The 14488-nt window shown below is 43.4% G+C and carries 11 protein-coding genes, 1 tRNA gene, 2 pseudogenes and 1 riboswitch; all 14 genes and pseudogenes read left to right on the forward strand.

Going from position 1 to position 14488, the window contains the following annotated elements; translation table 11 throughout:
* The first annotated feature begins 15 nt into the window (after positions 1-15).
* The 14 genes and pseudogenes from DXA18_RS08960 (at position 16) to DXA18_RS09025 (ending at position 14372) form a co-directional block, all read left to right on the forward strand.
* Positions 16-1659 carry a peptide ABC transporter substrate-binding protein gene (locus DXA18_RS08960; protein WP_118383651.1) on the forward strand — a complete coding sequence of 548 codons (1644 nt, stop codon included), beginning with the start codon at positions 16-18 and terminating at the stop codon, positions 1657-1659.
* Between the two features lie 157 nt (positions 1660-1816).
* A complete protein-coding gene (locus tag DXA18_RS08965; RefSeq protein WP_118383652.1) occupies positions 1817-2737 on the forward strand; it encodes an ABC transporter permease in 921 nt (306 codons plus the stop codon).
* A 9-nt stretch (positions 2738-2746) separates the two neighbouring features.
* Positions 2747-3670: an ABC transporter permease gene (locus DXA18_RS08970; RefSeq protein WP_243007076.1), complete on the forward strand. Its 924-nt coding sequence runs from the start codon at positions 2747-2749 to the stop codon at positions 3668-3670.
* Positions 3671-3682: 12 nt separating this feature from the next.
* Positions 3683-4713, forward strand: a pseudogene (locus DXA18_RS08975) (ABC transporter ATP-binding protein).
* Position 4714: 1 nt separating this feature from the next.
* Positions 4715-5680 carry an ABC transporter ATP-binding protein gene (locus DXA18_RS08980; protein WP_118383653.1) on the forward strand — a complete coding sequence of 322 codons (966 nt, stop codon included), beginning with the start codon at positions 4715-4717 and terminating at the stop codon, positions 5678-5680.
* A 174-nt stretch (positions 5681-5854) separates the two neighbouring features.
* Entirely contained in the window at positions 5855-7096 is a 1242-nt protein-coding gene (locus DXA18_RS08985) for an aminopeptidase P N-terminal domain-containing protein (protein ID WP_158567110.1), read from the forward strand.
* Between the two features lie 172 nt (positions 7097-7268).
* Positions 7269-8906, forward strand: a complete 1638-nt coding sequence (locus DXA18_RS08990) for a peptide ABC transporter substrate-binding protein (protein WP_118383655.1) — start codon at positions 7269-7271, stop codon at positions 8904-8906.
* 415 nt (positions 8907-9321) lie between these two features.
* A pseudogene (locus DXA18_RS08995) lies at positions 9322-10040 on the forward strand (class I SAM-dependent methyltransferase).
* 3 nt (positions 10041-10043) lie between these two features.
* Positions 10044-11408: an NAD(P)/FAD-dependent oxidoreductase gene (locus tag DXA18_RS09000; RefSeq protein WP_118383656.1), complete on the forward strand. Its 1365-nt coding sequence runs from the start codon at positions 10044-10046 to the stop codon at positions 11406-11408.
* A gap of 108 nt (positions 11409-11516) precedes the next feature.
* Entirely contained in the window at positions 11517-12041 is a 525-nt protein-coding gene (locus DXA18_RS09005; RefSeq protein ID WP_118383657.1) for an adenine phosphoribosyltransferase, read from the forward strand.
* A gap of 291 nt (positions 12042-12332) precedes the next feature.
* Positions 12333-12403, forward strand: a tRNA-Gly gene (locus DXA18_RS09010).
* A 26-nt stretch (positions 12404-12429) separates the two neighbouring features.
* On the forward strand, positions 12430-12639 hold the full coding sequence (locus DXA18_RS09015; protein WP_118383658.1) for a DMT family transporter: 210 nt from the start codon (positions 12430-12432) through the stop codon (positions 12637-12639).
* Between the two features lie 53 nt (positions 12640-12692).
* Positions 12693-12810, forward strand: a riboswitch (FMN riboswitch).
* Between the two features lie 153 nt (positions 12811-12963).
* Complete coding sequence (locus tag DXA18_RS09020) at positions 12964-13581, forward strand: Gx transporter family protein (RefSeq protein ID WP_118383659.1); 618 nt, start codon at positions 12964-12966, stop codon at positions 13579-13581.
* Positions 13578-14372 carry a creatininase family protein gene (locus DXA18_RS09025; protein ID WP_118383660.1) on the forward strand — a complete coding sequence of 265 codons (795 nt, stop codon included), beginning with the start codon at positions 13578-13580 and terminating at the stop codon, positions 14370-14372. Before DXA18_RS09020 ends, DXA18_RS09025 begins: the two co-directional genes overlap by 4 nt.
* The last annotated feature ends 116 nt before the right edge of the window (positions 14373-14488 follow it).

Raw genomic sequence — 14488 nt, forward strand, 5'->3', positions numbered from 1 at the left:
GAAGGAGGACGACTTATGAAAAAGAGAGTATTAGCTGCATTTTTAAGTATGGCTATGGTGGCAGGTCTTGCTACAGGCTGTGGAACACCAGGTAGTGGAAAGTCAGACAGTGATTCTGCTGATGGAAAAGTATTCCGTTATGCTGTAAACACACTGCCGACTACACTGGATCCGACTAAGGGACAGAGCATTGGTGACAATGAGATCCAGCATGCTGTTACAGAGGGACTTACCCGTAACACAGCCGGTGATGTCAAGCCGGGAATTGCAGAGAGCTGGGATGAGTCTGAAGACGGACTTACTTACACGTTCCACCTGCGTAAAGATGCAAAATGGAGTGATGGAGAGCCAATTACAGCTGCTGACTTCGAGTACAGCTGGAAGAGACTGGTTAATCCTGAGACAGCCAGCCCATATGCATTCATTGGTGACTGCTTGAAGAATGGTCAGGCCATTGAGCAGGGCAACATGGATGTTGAAGAACTGGGAGTTAAGGCTGTAGACGACACTACACTTGAGGTGACACTTGAGCACCCGACATCATACTTCTTGAGTCTGATCGGATCATCAGGTCAGTATGCACCGCTTCGTCAGGATGTTGTTGAAAAATACGGCACAGACTTTGCTGCAACTTCAGAGAAGAACGTATACTCTGGCCCGTTTGTAATGACAAGTTCAGAGGATAATGTATGGACATTCGCGAAGAACGACAACTACTGGGATAAAGATTCTATTAACCTTGATAAATGTGAGCTTAACTATGTAGAGAACACAGATACACAGCTTTCTATGTATGAGGCAGGAGATCTGGATTATGTGCAGGTTCCTACAGCATATGTTTCAGACTACAAGGATAAAGCTGATGTATTTGCAAACGGTAACGTTGACTTCTGCTACATCAACTCGAAGAGCGACAATCCGGTACTTGGCAACAAGAACTTCCGCCTGGCTCTTAACTATGCACTGAATCGTAACGATTACAATAAGCTTGCTAATGCTGATACATACACAGCATTCAATGGACTGGTATTCCCGGGACTGCAGGCTAAGGGAACCACATACGGTGAAGCGTATGACCTGAATTCTTACTCATATCCATTGGATGGAGATCAGGACAAAGCTACAGAATATCTGAATGCTGCTATGCAGGAACTTGGCATTGCTAACGCTTCAGATATTACAGTTGAAGTAGTTACAACAGATGCTGACTCTAGCAAGAGAATCGTTGAGACTCTTCAGGAGCAGTGGCAGAATGCACTTGGAATCAACGTAAAGATTCGTCAGGTAACATATGCTGACATCTACGGCAAAGTATTCCCAGAGCATGATTATGAGATTGGTTATGGCGGATGGGGATCTGACTACGATGATCCTTACAGCTACCTTGAACTGTTCAAGGGCGACAGCTCTTACAACTACAGCCAGTATGAGAATCCGGAAGTTGATCAGCTGCTGATAGCTTCTCAGGATGAACCGGATACAGATAAGCGTATGGATGAGCTGAATCAGGTTGAGCAGGATATCCTTGCTGATGGCGCATTCGTACCTCTTCAGGCAAGAAATGTATACTACATGCTGGATGATGATACAACAGGTATCAACTTCTACTACTGCAGTCTGAACATCGACTGGGTATATGCAGATGTAAATGCTAAATAAGTATTTTGTATCTGAATGGCAAGATAAATAGCCTATTATACAGAGTCCCGGTATGTCCGGGGCTCTGTACAAGATTAGAATGAAAAGGTGATTCAGGGAAGAAGGAATCATCTTCCTTTCCTGAATCCCCTTTTCATATCTGTTTAGGAGGAAAAAGATGTTTAAGTATGTTGTTAAGCGGGTGATCGCAGCTATTATTACACTTTGGGCACTTGTTACCATCGTGTTCTTTCTGGTTCGTCTGATGCCTGGTGATCCATTTACCAGTGCAAAGCTGACAAAAGAAGTAGCTGCCAATATGAGATCGTACTACGGCTTCGATAAGCCGCTGATCCAGCAGTATTTCACCTACCTGGCGAACTTGCTGCATGGCAATTTCGGTTACTCTATGAAGTACACCAATAAGACAGTTAACTATATTATCGGACAGACATTCCCATATTCTGCCGATCTTGGAATCCGTGCACTGGTAATGGCCGTATCATTTGGTCTGGTGCTTGGTATTATTGCCGCCAGAAATCGTGGCAAGAAGCTGGACTTCTTCTGTGTAATCATTGCGATTATCGGAACAAGTATTCCGGACTTCATTATGGGAGCAATTTTACAGTATTTCTTTGGAATTAAATGGGGACTCTTCCCTGTGGCAAAGTATCTGGGATTCAGATACACCATTCTTCCGGCAACTGCCCTGGCGTTCTATACGCTGGCCTCTGTGTCGCGAATTATGCGATCCAGTATGTTGGAAGTAACATCACAGGATTATATAAAGACAGCTCGTTCAAAAGGATTGTCTGAGTTCAGAATTACATTCAAGCATCAGATTCGTAATGCGATCATGCCTGTAATGACAATTCTGGGACCTACAGTAGCGGCTGTACTTACAGGTACATTCGTTATCGAGTCTATTTTCGCTATTCCTGGAATGGGTAAATATTATGTATCAAGTGTAAATGAAAACGATTATGCAATGATTCTTGGAATGACCGTCTTCTATGGCTTTTTCCTTGTATTGTGTAATCTGATTGTAGATATTATGTACGGAGTGGCCGATCCACGAGTACGTATTGGTAAAAGGTAGGTGAGAGAAGTGGCTGAACTGAACAAAGAAATGTTTACTATTAAGGGTAAAAATACGCAGCGTATGGAATCCATCAGCAGACCGTCACTCTCTTTCTGGCAGGATGCATGGCGCAGATTAAGAAAGAACCGCGCCGCGTTTGTCGGACTTTGCATTATCGTGCTGTATGCGTTACTTGCAATATTTGCACCAATGCTCAGTCATTATGGATTTTCAACCATGGATCCGAATTCGATTCATGCAGGACCGTCCTCAGCGCACTGGCTTGGATGTGATGCGACAGGTCGTGACCTGTGGGTTCGTACATGGATGGGAGCAAGAACATCCCTGACAATCGGTCTGCTCTCTGCATTTATTAATATGTGTGTAGGTGCAGTGGTCGGTGGTCTGTGTGGATACTATGGCGGTAAGCTGGACATGATCGTTATGCGTATCGTTGATGTGTTATATGGTATCCCGAGTCTGATCATTACTATTCTGGTTATGATCGTATTAGGTAAAGGTATTACATGTCTGATCGTTGCGATGTGTATCGTAGGATGGATCGGTACCTGTCGTTTCGTGCGTGGTGAGGTATATCGTCTGAAAGAGCAGGACTTCGTAATGGCTGCTAAGGTACTCGGTATCCCGGATATCGTGATCATCCTTCGTCACATTATTCCAAATATTCTTGGTATGATGGTAACAAACCTGTGTATGGCTATTCCAAACGCAATCTTCCAGGAAGCATTCTTGAGTTACATTGGTCTGGGTATTGCACCTCCGAACTGTAGCTGGGGAGTTCTGGCAAAAGAAGGTATCCAGTTCCTGCGGATCCATCCGCATGAGATTGTTATGCCGGCGTTTTTCATCTGTACAACGATGCTTGCCCTGAACCTGTTGGGTGATGGACTGCGCGATGCAGTAGATCCAAAGCTTCGTGGAACTGAATAGGAGGAGCAGAAGATGTCTGAAAGAGAAAATATTCTTGAATTAAAGAATGTAGTATATTCCTTCCACACCTATGGTGGAGAAGTAAAGGCTGTACGTGATGTCAGCTATGAAGTCCGCCAGGGTGAGATTCTGGGAATCGTGGGAGAGTCCGGATGTGGAAAGAGTGTAACAGCTCAGTGTATTCTGCGTCTGAATCCGGAGCCGCCTGGATCTTCGAAGGTGGGGAAATCTTATACAAAGGGCAGGATGTCCTGAAAATGTCTAAAAAAGAGATCCGTAAGATCAGAGGACGTGAGATTGGATTTGTATTCCAGGATCCGATGACCTCTCTGAACCCGACCATGAGAGTTGGTGCTCAGATTGAAGAGGTATTTCTTGGACGTACGGATGTCAGCAAAAAAGAAGTAAAAGAAAGAGCTATGGATATCATGCGCCTGGTAGGTATCTCTGATGTAGAGAAACGTTATAAACAGTATCCGCATGAGCTTTCCGGAGGTATGAAACAGCGTGTTATGATCGCGATCGCTCTGGTTAGCCGTCCAAGTGTAATTATTTGTGATGAGCCGACAACATCTCTGGATGTTACAATCGAAGCACAGATCCTTGACCTGCTGTTGGAACTTCGTGAGAAACTCGGCACGTCTATCATCATGATCACACATGACCTGGGTGTTATTTCTCGTCTGTGCGACCGTGTAGTAGTAATGTATGGTGGTAAGATTGTAGAAAAAGGTGAGATCGGTGAGATCTTCTACAATACCGCTCACCCATATACCAAAGGTCTGATGCAGTCTATTGCCAAACTGGATACAGCCAAAGGCGAGAAACTGAAACCGATCGAAGGTACACCTCCGGATCTGTTCGCACCTCCGAAAGGATGTCCGTTTGCTGCAAGATGTGAATACTGTATGGATGTCTGTGAACAGTTGCCGCCGGAAGCATATACAGTAGCAGATGATCATACAACATTCTGCTGGCTGCAGCATGAGATGGCACCGGAGACAGATTTGAAGAAAGCAACAGCTAAGAAAGGAGAGGTGTAAAATGGAAAATGAAAACAAGCAGCCTCTCGTGCAGGTAAAAGATCTGTGTAAATATTTCCAGATCAACAGACATGCTACTTTGAAAGCTGTAGATCATGTGAGTTTTGATATTCATAAAGGAGAGACCGTCGGTCTGGTAGGTGAGTCTGGATGTGGTAAATCTACAACGGGTCGTTGCATGATCCGTCTGTATGAACCTACGGACGGAGAAGTTATTTACGATGGTAAGGATATCACCAAGCTGTCAAAAGAAGAACAGAAAAAATTCTGCCAGAAGGTACAGATGATATTCCAGAATCCATATGCATCCCTGAATCCTCGTATGACGGTTAAGGAGATTGTAGGAGAAGGTATTAAGCATCATGGACTGGCCGATAAGGATGTAGATCAGAAGGTAGAAGAACTTCTGGAGACGGTTGGTCTGAATAAGGATCATATGTCGCGTTTCCCTCATGAGTTCTCAGGTGGACAGAGACAGCGTATCGGTATAGCCCGTGCACTTTCTGTAGATCCGGAATTCATTATCTGTGATGAGCCGATCTCAGCTCTGGACGTATCTGTTCAGGCACAGGTTATTAATATGCTGAAAGAACTTCAGGAGACAAGAGGACTGACATACCTGTTCATCGCTCATGACCTGAGTGTTGTTAAGTATATTTCTGACCGTGTGGTTGTAATGTATCTGGGAACGATCGTAGAGACAGCGGAGACAGAAGAACTGTATGCGAACCCGATGCATCCATATACAAAGGCACTGCTTTCCGCTATTCCGGAAGCTGATCCGGATAAGGCTAAGAACAACAAGCGTATTCCGATCAAAGGAGAGATCCCTAGTCCGATCAATCCGAAAGAGGGATGTCGTTTCGCAGGACGTTGCCAGTACGCTACCGAGAGATGTCATCAGGAGACACCGCAGGCAAGAGAAGTTAAGCCGGGACATGTGGTTGCATGCCATTTGATGGACTAAAAACAATGAAGCCTATTGCATTGATGATGCGATTGTGAAATAATGGGAGGTGGGTTGCCACTTCCCATTTTTTGTGCGATGAGTGAGAAGCTATTGCTTGTATAAAGAGTGGGTGTCAGCCTGCATGATTGTAGTGAATAAGAATGCTAATAGAGAAAAGAGGTAATGACAAGGATGAAGGCAGAATTTCATAAAGGTAATCGAGAGAGATTATATGCGAAGCTTCCGGAAGGATCATTGCTCGTAATGTTTTCCGGTGAAGAGATCACGAAGACAAATGACGAGTATTATCCGTTTTTTGCAGACAGAAGTTTTGTATATCTGACAGGTCTGGAGTGCAAAGAAGCGGTTCTTCTGGCAGCAAAAGATGCAGAAGGCAGTGTGGAGGAGCGTGTCTACATTCTTCCGCCAGATGCATTTGCGGAAAGATGGACGGGTGTGCGTGTAAAGCCATATGAAGCGACAGAGATTTCAGGAGCAGAAGATATCCGCTCTAATGAGAAATTTGAGACGGATTTCCGCGCGTTGGCTAATAGTGGTAATTACGGACATTTGTATCTGGATCTGTTCCGCATAAATGCAAAAGACATCGACCGTCCGGCTCAGAGATTTCTGAACTATGTACAGCAGCAGGTGCCATTCTTTACTATTGGCAATGCCAATGCGCTGGTAAGAGAACTGAGACTGATTAAACAGCCATGCGAGATCGAAGCACTGCGTCAGGCAGAGAAGATTACAAAGGCTGGTATTGTGGCGATGATGGAAGCGTCTAAACCAGGCATGTATGAATACCAGTATAAAGCAGAATTTGATCGTGCGCTGGGACAGTTCGGACCGAAGGGACCTGGATTCCCTTCTATTATTTCAGCAGGTAAGAATAACTTCTGTATACACTATTACAGCTATCAGGGACAGGCGCAGGATGGTGATATGGTACTGAATGACGTTGGGGCACAGTGGGATAACCTGATTACTGATGTATCCCGTGGATGGCCTTGTAACGGTAAGTACAGCGAGAAACAGAAGCTGTTGTTTAACTGTGCATTGGAAACGTCTAATCATATGTTCTCAATTGTGAAGCCTGGCATGGAGATGAAAGAAGTAGATGCAGAGATCCGCAGATACAACTGTGAGCAGCTGAAGCAGGCAGGTGTGTTGAACTCATATGATGAGATCGGTACATATATGTGGCACGGTGGAGCACATCACATTGGTTACGATGTGCATGATGTGGTTAAGACGCCGGAGGTTATTGCACCAGGTATGGCATTTTGTATCGATGTGGGTATCTATCATGAAGAATGGGGCATCGGATTCCGCCTGGAAGATAACTGTCTGGTAACAGAGGATGGATGCGAGAACCTGTCCGGAGATATTCCGAGAACAATTGAAGATATCGAAGCTGTTATGAATTAAAGTATGTCGAGAGTATTCTTGAGTTATTATACGGGTAGAACCAGATTTTTATGATTTAGGCAGGGTGTCCGAAACGGATAAATCGGGGAATGAAGGGACGGATCACTCTAAGATTACGGTTATGAAGGTCTGATAAATACTACATATAAGCTAATAGAATAGGGAGGTTTTTATGAAAAAGAGATTATTAGCTACATTTCTAAGTATGGCCATGGTAGCGGGACTTGCTACAGGCTGCAGCACGCCGGGCAGTGGTAAAGATGGTGGAGCATCAGATGGGGAAAAAGTGTTCCGCTATGCTACGAATACATTGCCTACAACACTGGATCCGAATAAGGGTCAGGGCATGGTAGATAATGAGATTCAGCATGCGATTACGGAAGGACTTGTTCGTAATACAGGTGGTGATATTCAGCCAGGTATTGCAGAAAGCTGGGATATTTCAGATGATGGACTGACGTACACATTTCATTTACGTGATGATGCAGTGTGGAGCGATGGAGAGCCAGTTACAGCAGCAAACTTTGAGTACAGCTGGAAGAGACTTGTGAATCCGGAAACAGCCAGTGCCTATGCATTTATTGGTGACTGTCTGAAAAATGGACAGGCGATTGAAAAAGGTGAGATGGCTGTTGATGAACTGGGAGTAAAGGCTACCGATGATACAACACTGGAGGTCACACTGGAGCATCCGACTTCATACTTTTTGAGTCTGATCGGTTCATCAGGTGAATTTGCGCCGATCCGTCAGGATATTGTTGAAAAATACGGTACAGACTTTGCAGCAACAGCAGATAAAAATGTTTATTGCGGACCTTTTGTGATGACAAGTTCCGAGAATAACGTATGGATATTTGAGAAGAATGAGAATTACTGGAATAAAGATTCTATTAAACTGGATAGATGTGAACTGAATTATGTAGAAAATGCAGATACACAGCTGTCAATGTATGAAGCAGGAGATCTTGATTATGTACAGATTTCTACTGCGTATGTTCCGGAGTATAAGGATCAGGCACAGGAATATGCAAATGGTAATATAGACTTTTGTTACATTAATCAGGGAAGCGATAATCCGGTGCTTGCTAATAAGAATTTCCGTCTGGCACTGAATTATGCACTGAATCGTAATGACTATAATAAGCTTGCTAATTCGGATACATTTACTCCATTTAACGGATTGGTATTCTCTGGATTACAGGCGAAGGGAAGCACTTACGGTGAAGTCTATGATCTTGACTCTTATAGTTATCCGCTGGATGGAGATCAGGCTAAGGCTGAAGAATATCTGAACGCTGCTATGCAGGAACTGGGTATTGCCAAGGCATCAGATATTACTGTAGAAGTGGTTACAACTGATGCTGATTCAAGCAAAAGAATTGTTGAGACTCTGCAGGAACAGTGGCAGAATGCACTGGGAATCAATATCAAGATTCGTCAGGTAACATATGCTGATATCTATGGCGAAGTATTACCGAACCATGATTTTGAAATTGGTTACGGCGGATGGGCATCTGATTATGATGATCCGTATAGTTATCTTGAACTTTTCAAGAGCGACAGCTCTTACAATTATAGTTTATATAAAAATGAAGAAGTGGATGCACTTCTGAATGCATCTACAGACGAGGCTGATACAGATAAACGTATGGATGAACTGAATCAGGCTGAACAGTTGATTCTGGCTGATGGAGCATTCATTCCGCTGCAGTCCAGAAATATTTACTATATGTTAGATGAAGATACCACAGGTGTTGTATTCTACTATTGCAGTTTGAATATTGACTGGGTATATGCAGACGTACAGTAGCTATATGTATAGTTGCAGATGCTAAAGAGCAGATAGAATGATATAGAAGATAATAAAGAGGGTGAGAAACAACTTGAAGAAGTTTCTCATCCTTTTTACAATTTTACTATTAGAAATGATAACTCTCGTGTGCAAGTGTATATTGTTCCATCGTCAGAATCGACGAGACAGGCAAAATTCAGCATGAGTGTGTTGCCCTTCTATGGGTTACTATAGCACGAATATAATTCCACGCAATGACCTGGATTATTTGGTAAGGATTTTCATTGCGAGCATGAAAAATGCCTGTTATACTGTATATTGGAATAGAAGCGAAGGGAAATAATTTATGACGACTTTAGAAGAATACTATAACAAGTTTAATGAAGATAAGCGTCTGGATAGTCGGCATGGCAAAGTGGAATTTCAGACCTCCATGCATTATATTCACAAATATTTAGATCAGATCGCAGATGCGTCTGGCAGGGACAGGCATGAGATCAGGATATTGGATATCGGTGCGGGAACAGGTCGCTACAGTATTGCACTGGCGGAAGAAGGATATGATGTATCGGCAGTGGAGCTTGTAAAGCATAATCTGGGACGTCTGAAGCAGAAATGCAGCCTGGTGAAGGCATACCAGGGAAATGCACTGAAGTAAAACGCTTTGAACCGGAGAGTTTTGATCTTGTATTACTGTTTGGACCAATGTATCATCTGAAAGGTGAAGGTGAGAAGCTTCAGGCGTTGCTGGAAGCGAAGCGTGTACTGAGAGCGGATGGCGTACTGTTGGTGGCATATATTATGAATGAATTCAGCGTGCTGACTTATGCATTTAAGGAACGGCATATCAGGGAAGCGGTGCAGGAAGGAATGTTGGACGAAACATTTCACTGTACAGAGAAAGGAAATGAGCTCTATAGTATGGTTCGGTTGGAGGATATTGCAGAATTGAACTGGCAGGCGGGTATGGAACGGCTGCAGATCATTGCAGCAGACGGAGCTGCGAATTATATGCGTCCGTTTCTGAATGCGTTGGATGAAGATGAATTTGAACAGTTTATAACATATCATATGGCTACCTGTGAACGGATGGATCTGATGGGAGCATCCGGACATACGGTAGATATTTTGTGTAAGTTAAGGGAGGAATAACGGATGAAGTATGATGTAGTGATTATCGGAGCAGGACCGGGAGGTATCTTTTCAGCATATGAATTGATGAAATTGAAACCGGAACTGAAGGTTGTTGTATTGGAAGCAGGACAGCCTCTGGAGAAGAGAAAATGTCCGATTGATGGCAAGAAGATCAAGAATTGTATCCATTGTAAGAGCTGCGGAATCATGAATGGATTCGGAGGCGCAGGTGCATTTTCAGATGGAAAATACAATATTACGAATCAGTTTGGTGGTACTCTGCATGAATATATTGGCAAGAGAGAAGCAATTGATCTGATGAAGTATGTGGATGATATTAATATGAGCCACGGTGGTAAGGGCACGAAGCTTTATTCTACAGCTAATACTGAGATTAAGAAGACATGCTTACAGAACGATCTGCATTTGCTGGATGCATCCGTTCGTCACCTGGGAACAGACATTAATTACGTGGTTCTTGAGAACCTTTATAATGAATTAAAAGATAAGGTCGAGTTTCATTTCATGACACCGGTAGAGACAGTGGCAAAGAGTGGAGAAGGTTATGTGGTGAAGACTGCAGATGCCGAATATATATGTGATAAATGTATTATTTCTGCAGGACGAAGTGGAAGTAAATGGATGGAAGGTGTATGCAAGGATCTGGAAATCCCGACCAAGTCTAATCGTGTGGATATTGGTGTGCGTGTAGAACTTCCGGCAGAAGTATTTGCACACCTGACAGATGAATTGTATGAAAGCAAGATCGTATATCGTACACAGAAGTTTGAAGATCTGGTAAGAACATTTTGTATGAATCCGCGGGGAGTGGTTGTAAATGAGAACACGAACGGTATTGTAACGGTAAATGGTCACAGCTATGAAGATCCGGCATTGCATACAGAGAATACGAATTTTGCATTATTGGTATCCAAGCATTTTTCAGAACCATTTAAGGACAGCAACGGATATGGTGAAAGCATTGCGAGATTGTCTAATATGCTGGGCGGAGGAGTAATGGTACAGCGTTTTGGGGATCTGATCCGTGGACGCAGAAGTACGGTATCAAGAATTGCTGAAAGCTATGTGACACCAACACTTGCAGCAACACCGGGTGATCTGAGTCTGGTTATGCCGAAACGTATTCTGGACGGTATTATTGAGATGATCTATGCACTGGACAAGATTGCTCCTGGTACAGCTAATGATGATACGTTGCTGTATGGTGTAGAAGTGAAGTTCTATAATATGGAAGTAGAGATAGACAACCACCTGCAGACCAGACATGAAGGATTGTTTATTATCGGTGACTGCAGCGGTGTTACACATTCCCTGTCTCATGCATCAGCCAGCGGTGTATGTGTAGCAAGATATCTTGCAGAATAAGAAAATATCAGAGATAGAGCAGAGAATGCATAACAGGAACAGTGGAATTTTGAAACGGACTATGGTATACTAGACGAGTAGTCATTATTTCACTAAGGAGCGATATCGATGAAAAAGATTGAAGAATATGTAAAAAGTATTCCGGATTTCCCGGAGAAAGGAATTATCTTTCGCGATGTGACAAGTGTGTTGCAGGATGCAGACGGCTTACATCTTGCGATTGATGAGATGCAGAAGTTCCTGGAAGATGTAGAGTTTGATGTGATCGCCGGAACAGAGTCCAGAGGATTTATTTTTGGTGTACCAATCGCATACAATCTTCATAAAGCATTTGTACCAGTCAGAAAGAAAGGCAAGCTTCCAAGAGAGACTGTTTCTGCTGAATACGAACTGGAATATGGCAAAGCAGAGATCGAGATGCATAAGGATGCTATTCAACCGGGACAAAAGGTTGTATTAGTGGATGATCTGATTGCTACAGGTGGCACGATTGAAGCGGCAGCCAGATTGGTGGAAGAGCTTGGTGGTGAAGTAGTGAAAATAATCTTCCTGATGGAATTAGAAGGCTTGAAAGGAAGAGAGAAGCTGAAAGGCTATGATGTGGAGAGCGTCATTCATTACGAAGGAAAGTAAATAATTTCTTTGACGCTGTGTGATGCAGAATCCCCGGAGCCGGCGATGCGGATATATATCCGATACCATCGCTGACTCCGGGTTTTATATATCAGATGGGAGTCAATCCCCCCAGCTGATATAGCCTCCGGCAGGATTGCAGAGGCATTCTTGAGATTTACGGTATCGAAAATAGAATTCCAATTAGAATTGAGTGTGATGTGCATATTTTATATATTTTTTAAAAAATTTTAAAATTTCACTTGCATTTTTCTGGGAATATGGTATTATATTTTTTGTGTTATGAAACACGCGGGTGTAGTTCAATGGTAGAACATCAGCCTTCCAAGCTGGATACGTGGGTTCGATTCCCATCACCCGCTTTTTTTGTTACCCAAAAACAGCCGCGATGGGATTCTTTGTATGGAACCTGTCAACACAGTGGATTGGCGCGTTAAAGACCAGTGTGTATATCTATGTATCGCCGATTGTAACGGTTGTCCTGTCAGTGCTGATATTGAAAGAAAGACTGACTGTGAGATTGGTGATCGGTGCAGTACTGATTCTTACAGGACTGGTTATTTCACAGAAGAGAAGTAAAGCTTCCGATATGAAATAGTGGGTTGACAGGTTACTAGTCGTGTGCTATCTTAGACCCAGAACAGAATAGAATAAATTCTTCGGGGCAGGGTGTAATTCCCTACCGGCGGTATAGTCCGCGAGCTGCGCAGGCAGTTGAACTGGTGAGATTCCGGTACCGACAGTATAGTCTGGATGAGAGAAGATGATTCAAACATGGAAGCGTGGCAGAGTAGTCATGCGACATCAGAGTTGAAAAGTAAGATCTCAGGTTCCGAAGAACCTGAGATTTTTTTCTTCCACAAACGAAACCTTCTAGAATTTAGAATTTCTGCTCAAATAGAACATTCTGGAGGAAAAAGAAATGGAAAAGAAAAAATGGAGTACACAGAAACTGATTTATACAGCAATGCTGGCTGCAGTGGGAGGAGTGCTGATGTCATTGGAGATATCAGTGCCGATGATGCCGCCGTTTTATAAACTGGATTTCAGTGATGTGCCATCGATCATTGCGTTGTTTTTGATGGGACCGGCATCGGCAGCGATAGTAGAAGTTGTAAAGATCCTGATTAAGCTTGTAACGGTAGGAACGAATACCATGTATGTCGGTGAGTTTGCCAATCTGATAGGCATTGCGTTGTTTGTGATTCCAATGTGGCTGGTTTACAAGAAGATGGGAAAGACCAGAAAAGCAGCAAGTGTTTCCATGGCAGCCGGTGTGGTGATTCGTACAGCATTTGCCTGCTTCTGCAACGCCTTTATTACCTTGCCGCTGTATGCGAAAGCAATGGAATTGCCGTTAAATCAGGTGATCCAGATGGTGGCTTCTGTGAACCCATCCATCACGAATCTGACATCCTTTATTATTCTGGCAACCATTCCATTCAACATAATTAAGATTGGACTGAACAGCTTTGCAGGTTATCTGCTTTATGAGAGAATTCATACAGTCAGCTTTGTGAAAAGGGCGGTGGAAGCATGATTCGGAATTACAGAGATCTGACCCGTCTGGAGATGGAACAGGTAGATAAGGAAGAAACGATTATTCTGATTCCTCTTGGGGCACTTGAACAGCATGGCAATCAGGCTCCGCTTGGAACGGATGATATCATAGCAGAAGCAATGGTGAAGTATCTTGGAGAAGAACTGGATGCAGCAGGAGAAAAGGATTTTCCGATTTTAGCATTTCCGGTGATTCCGATAGGATTGAGCACAGAACATAAGAACTTTTGTGGCTCGATTACATTTAAGCCGGATACCTATTATCATATGCTATATGATATCTGTGTCAGTCTGGCACATCACGGGTTCCGGAAAATTGCTTTTCTGGTGTGTCATGGTGGAAATGCGCCGGTGGTGCAGATATTAAGCAGAGAGCTGAGAAGCGAACTGGGGATTTCACCATTCATATTATCTTCCGGTGCTTTTGGACATCCGGATGTGAAAGCCACCGTATCTGAAGGAAATATCTGGGATTTTCATGGTGGCGAGATGGAAACTTCGATGGTAATGGCAGTAGATGAAAGTCTTGTAAAACTGGAAACGAGCGAGGCCGGTCGACCGGAAAGCTTCCTTCATAACAAGACCTTGCTTCCGTATGGTTCCGTGTCGATTGGATGGGTGTCGGAAGACTGGAAAACAGAAGACGGAAAACCAATCGGCATCGGTGGAGATCCTTCTGGTGCAACAGCAGAAAAAGGAGAGATCATCCTGCGAACCAGCGCAAAAGTGCTTGTACCTGGACTTTTGGAAATACGTAATTGGAAAGTATAGTGATTATTTTCGGAAAGAAATCAAATATAATTGATAATCTTCTGAGTATAAGTTGTAATTAGCGGGAAGAATAATCTGAATAATGATAGAAGGTGAACGCTGATGAAAACTTGTAA

It is taken from the genome of Dorea sp. AM58-8 (assembly GCF_003464045.1).
Classification (GTDB): domain Bacteria; phylum Bacillota; class Clostridia; order Lachnospirales; family Lachnospiraceae; genus Claveliimonas; species Claveliimonas ammoniilytica.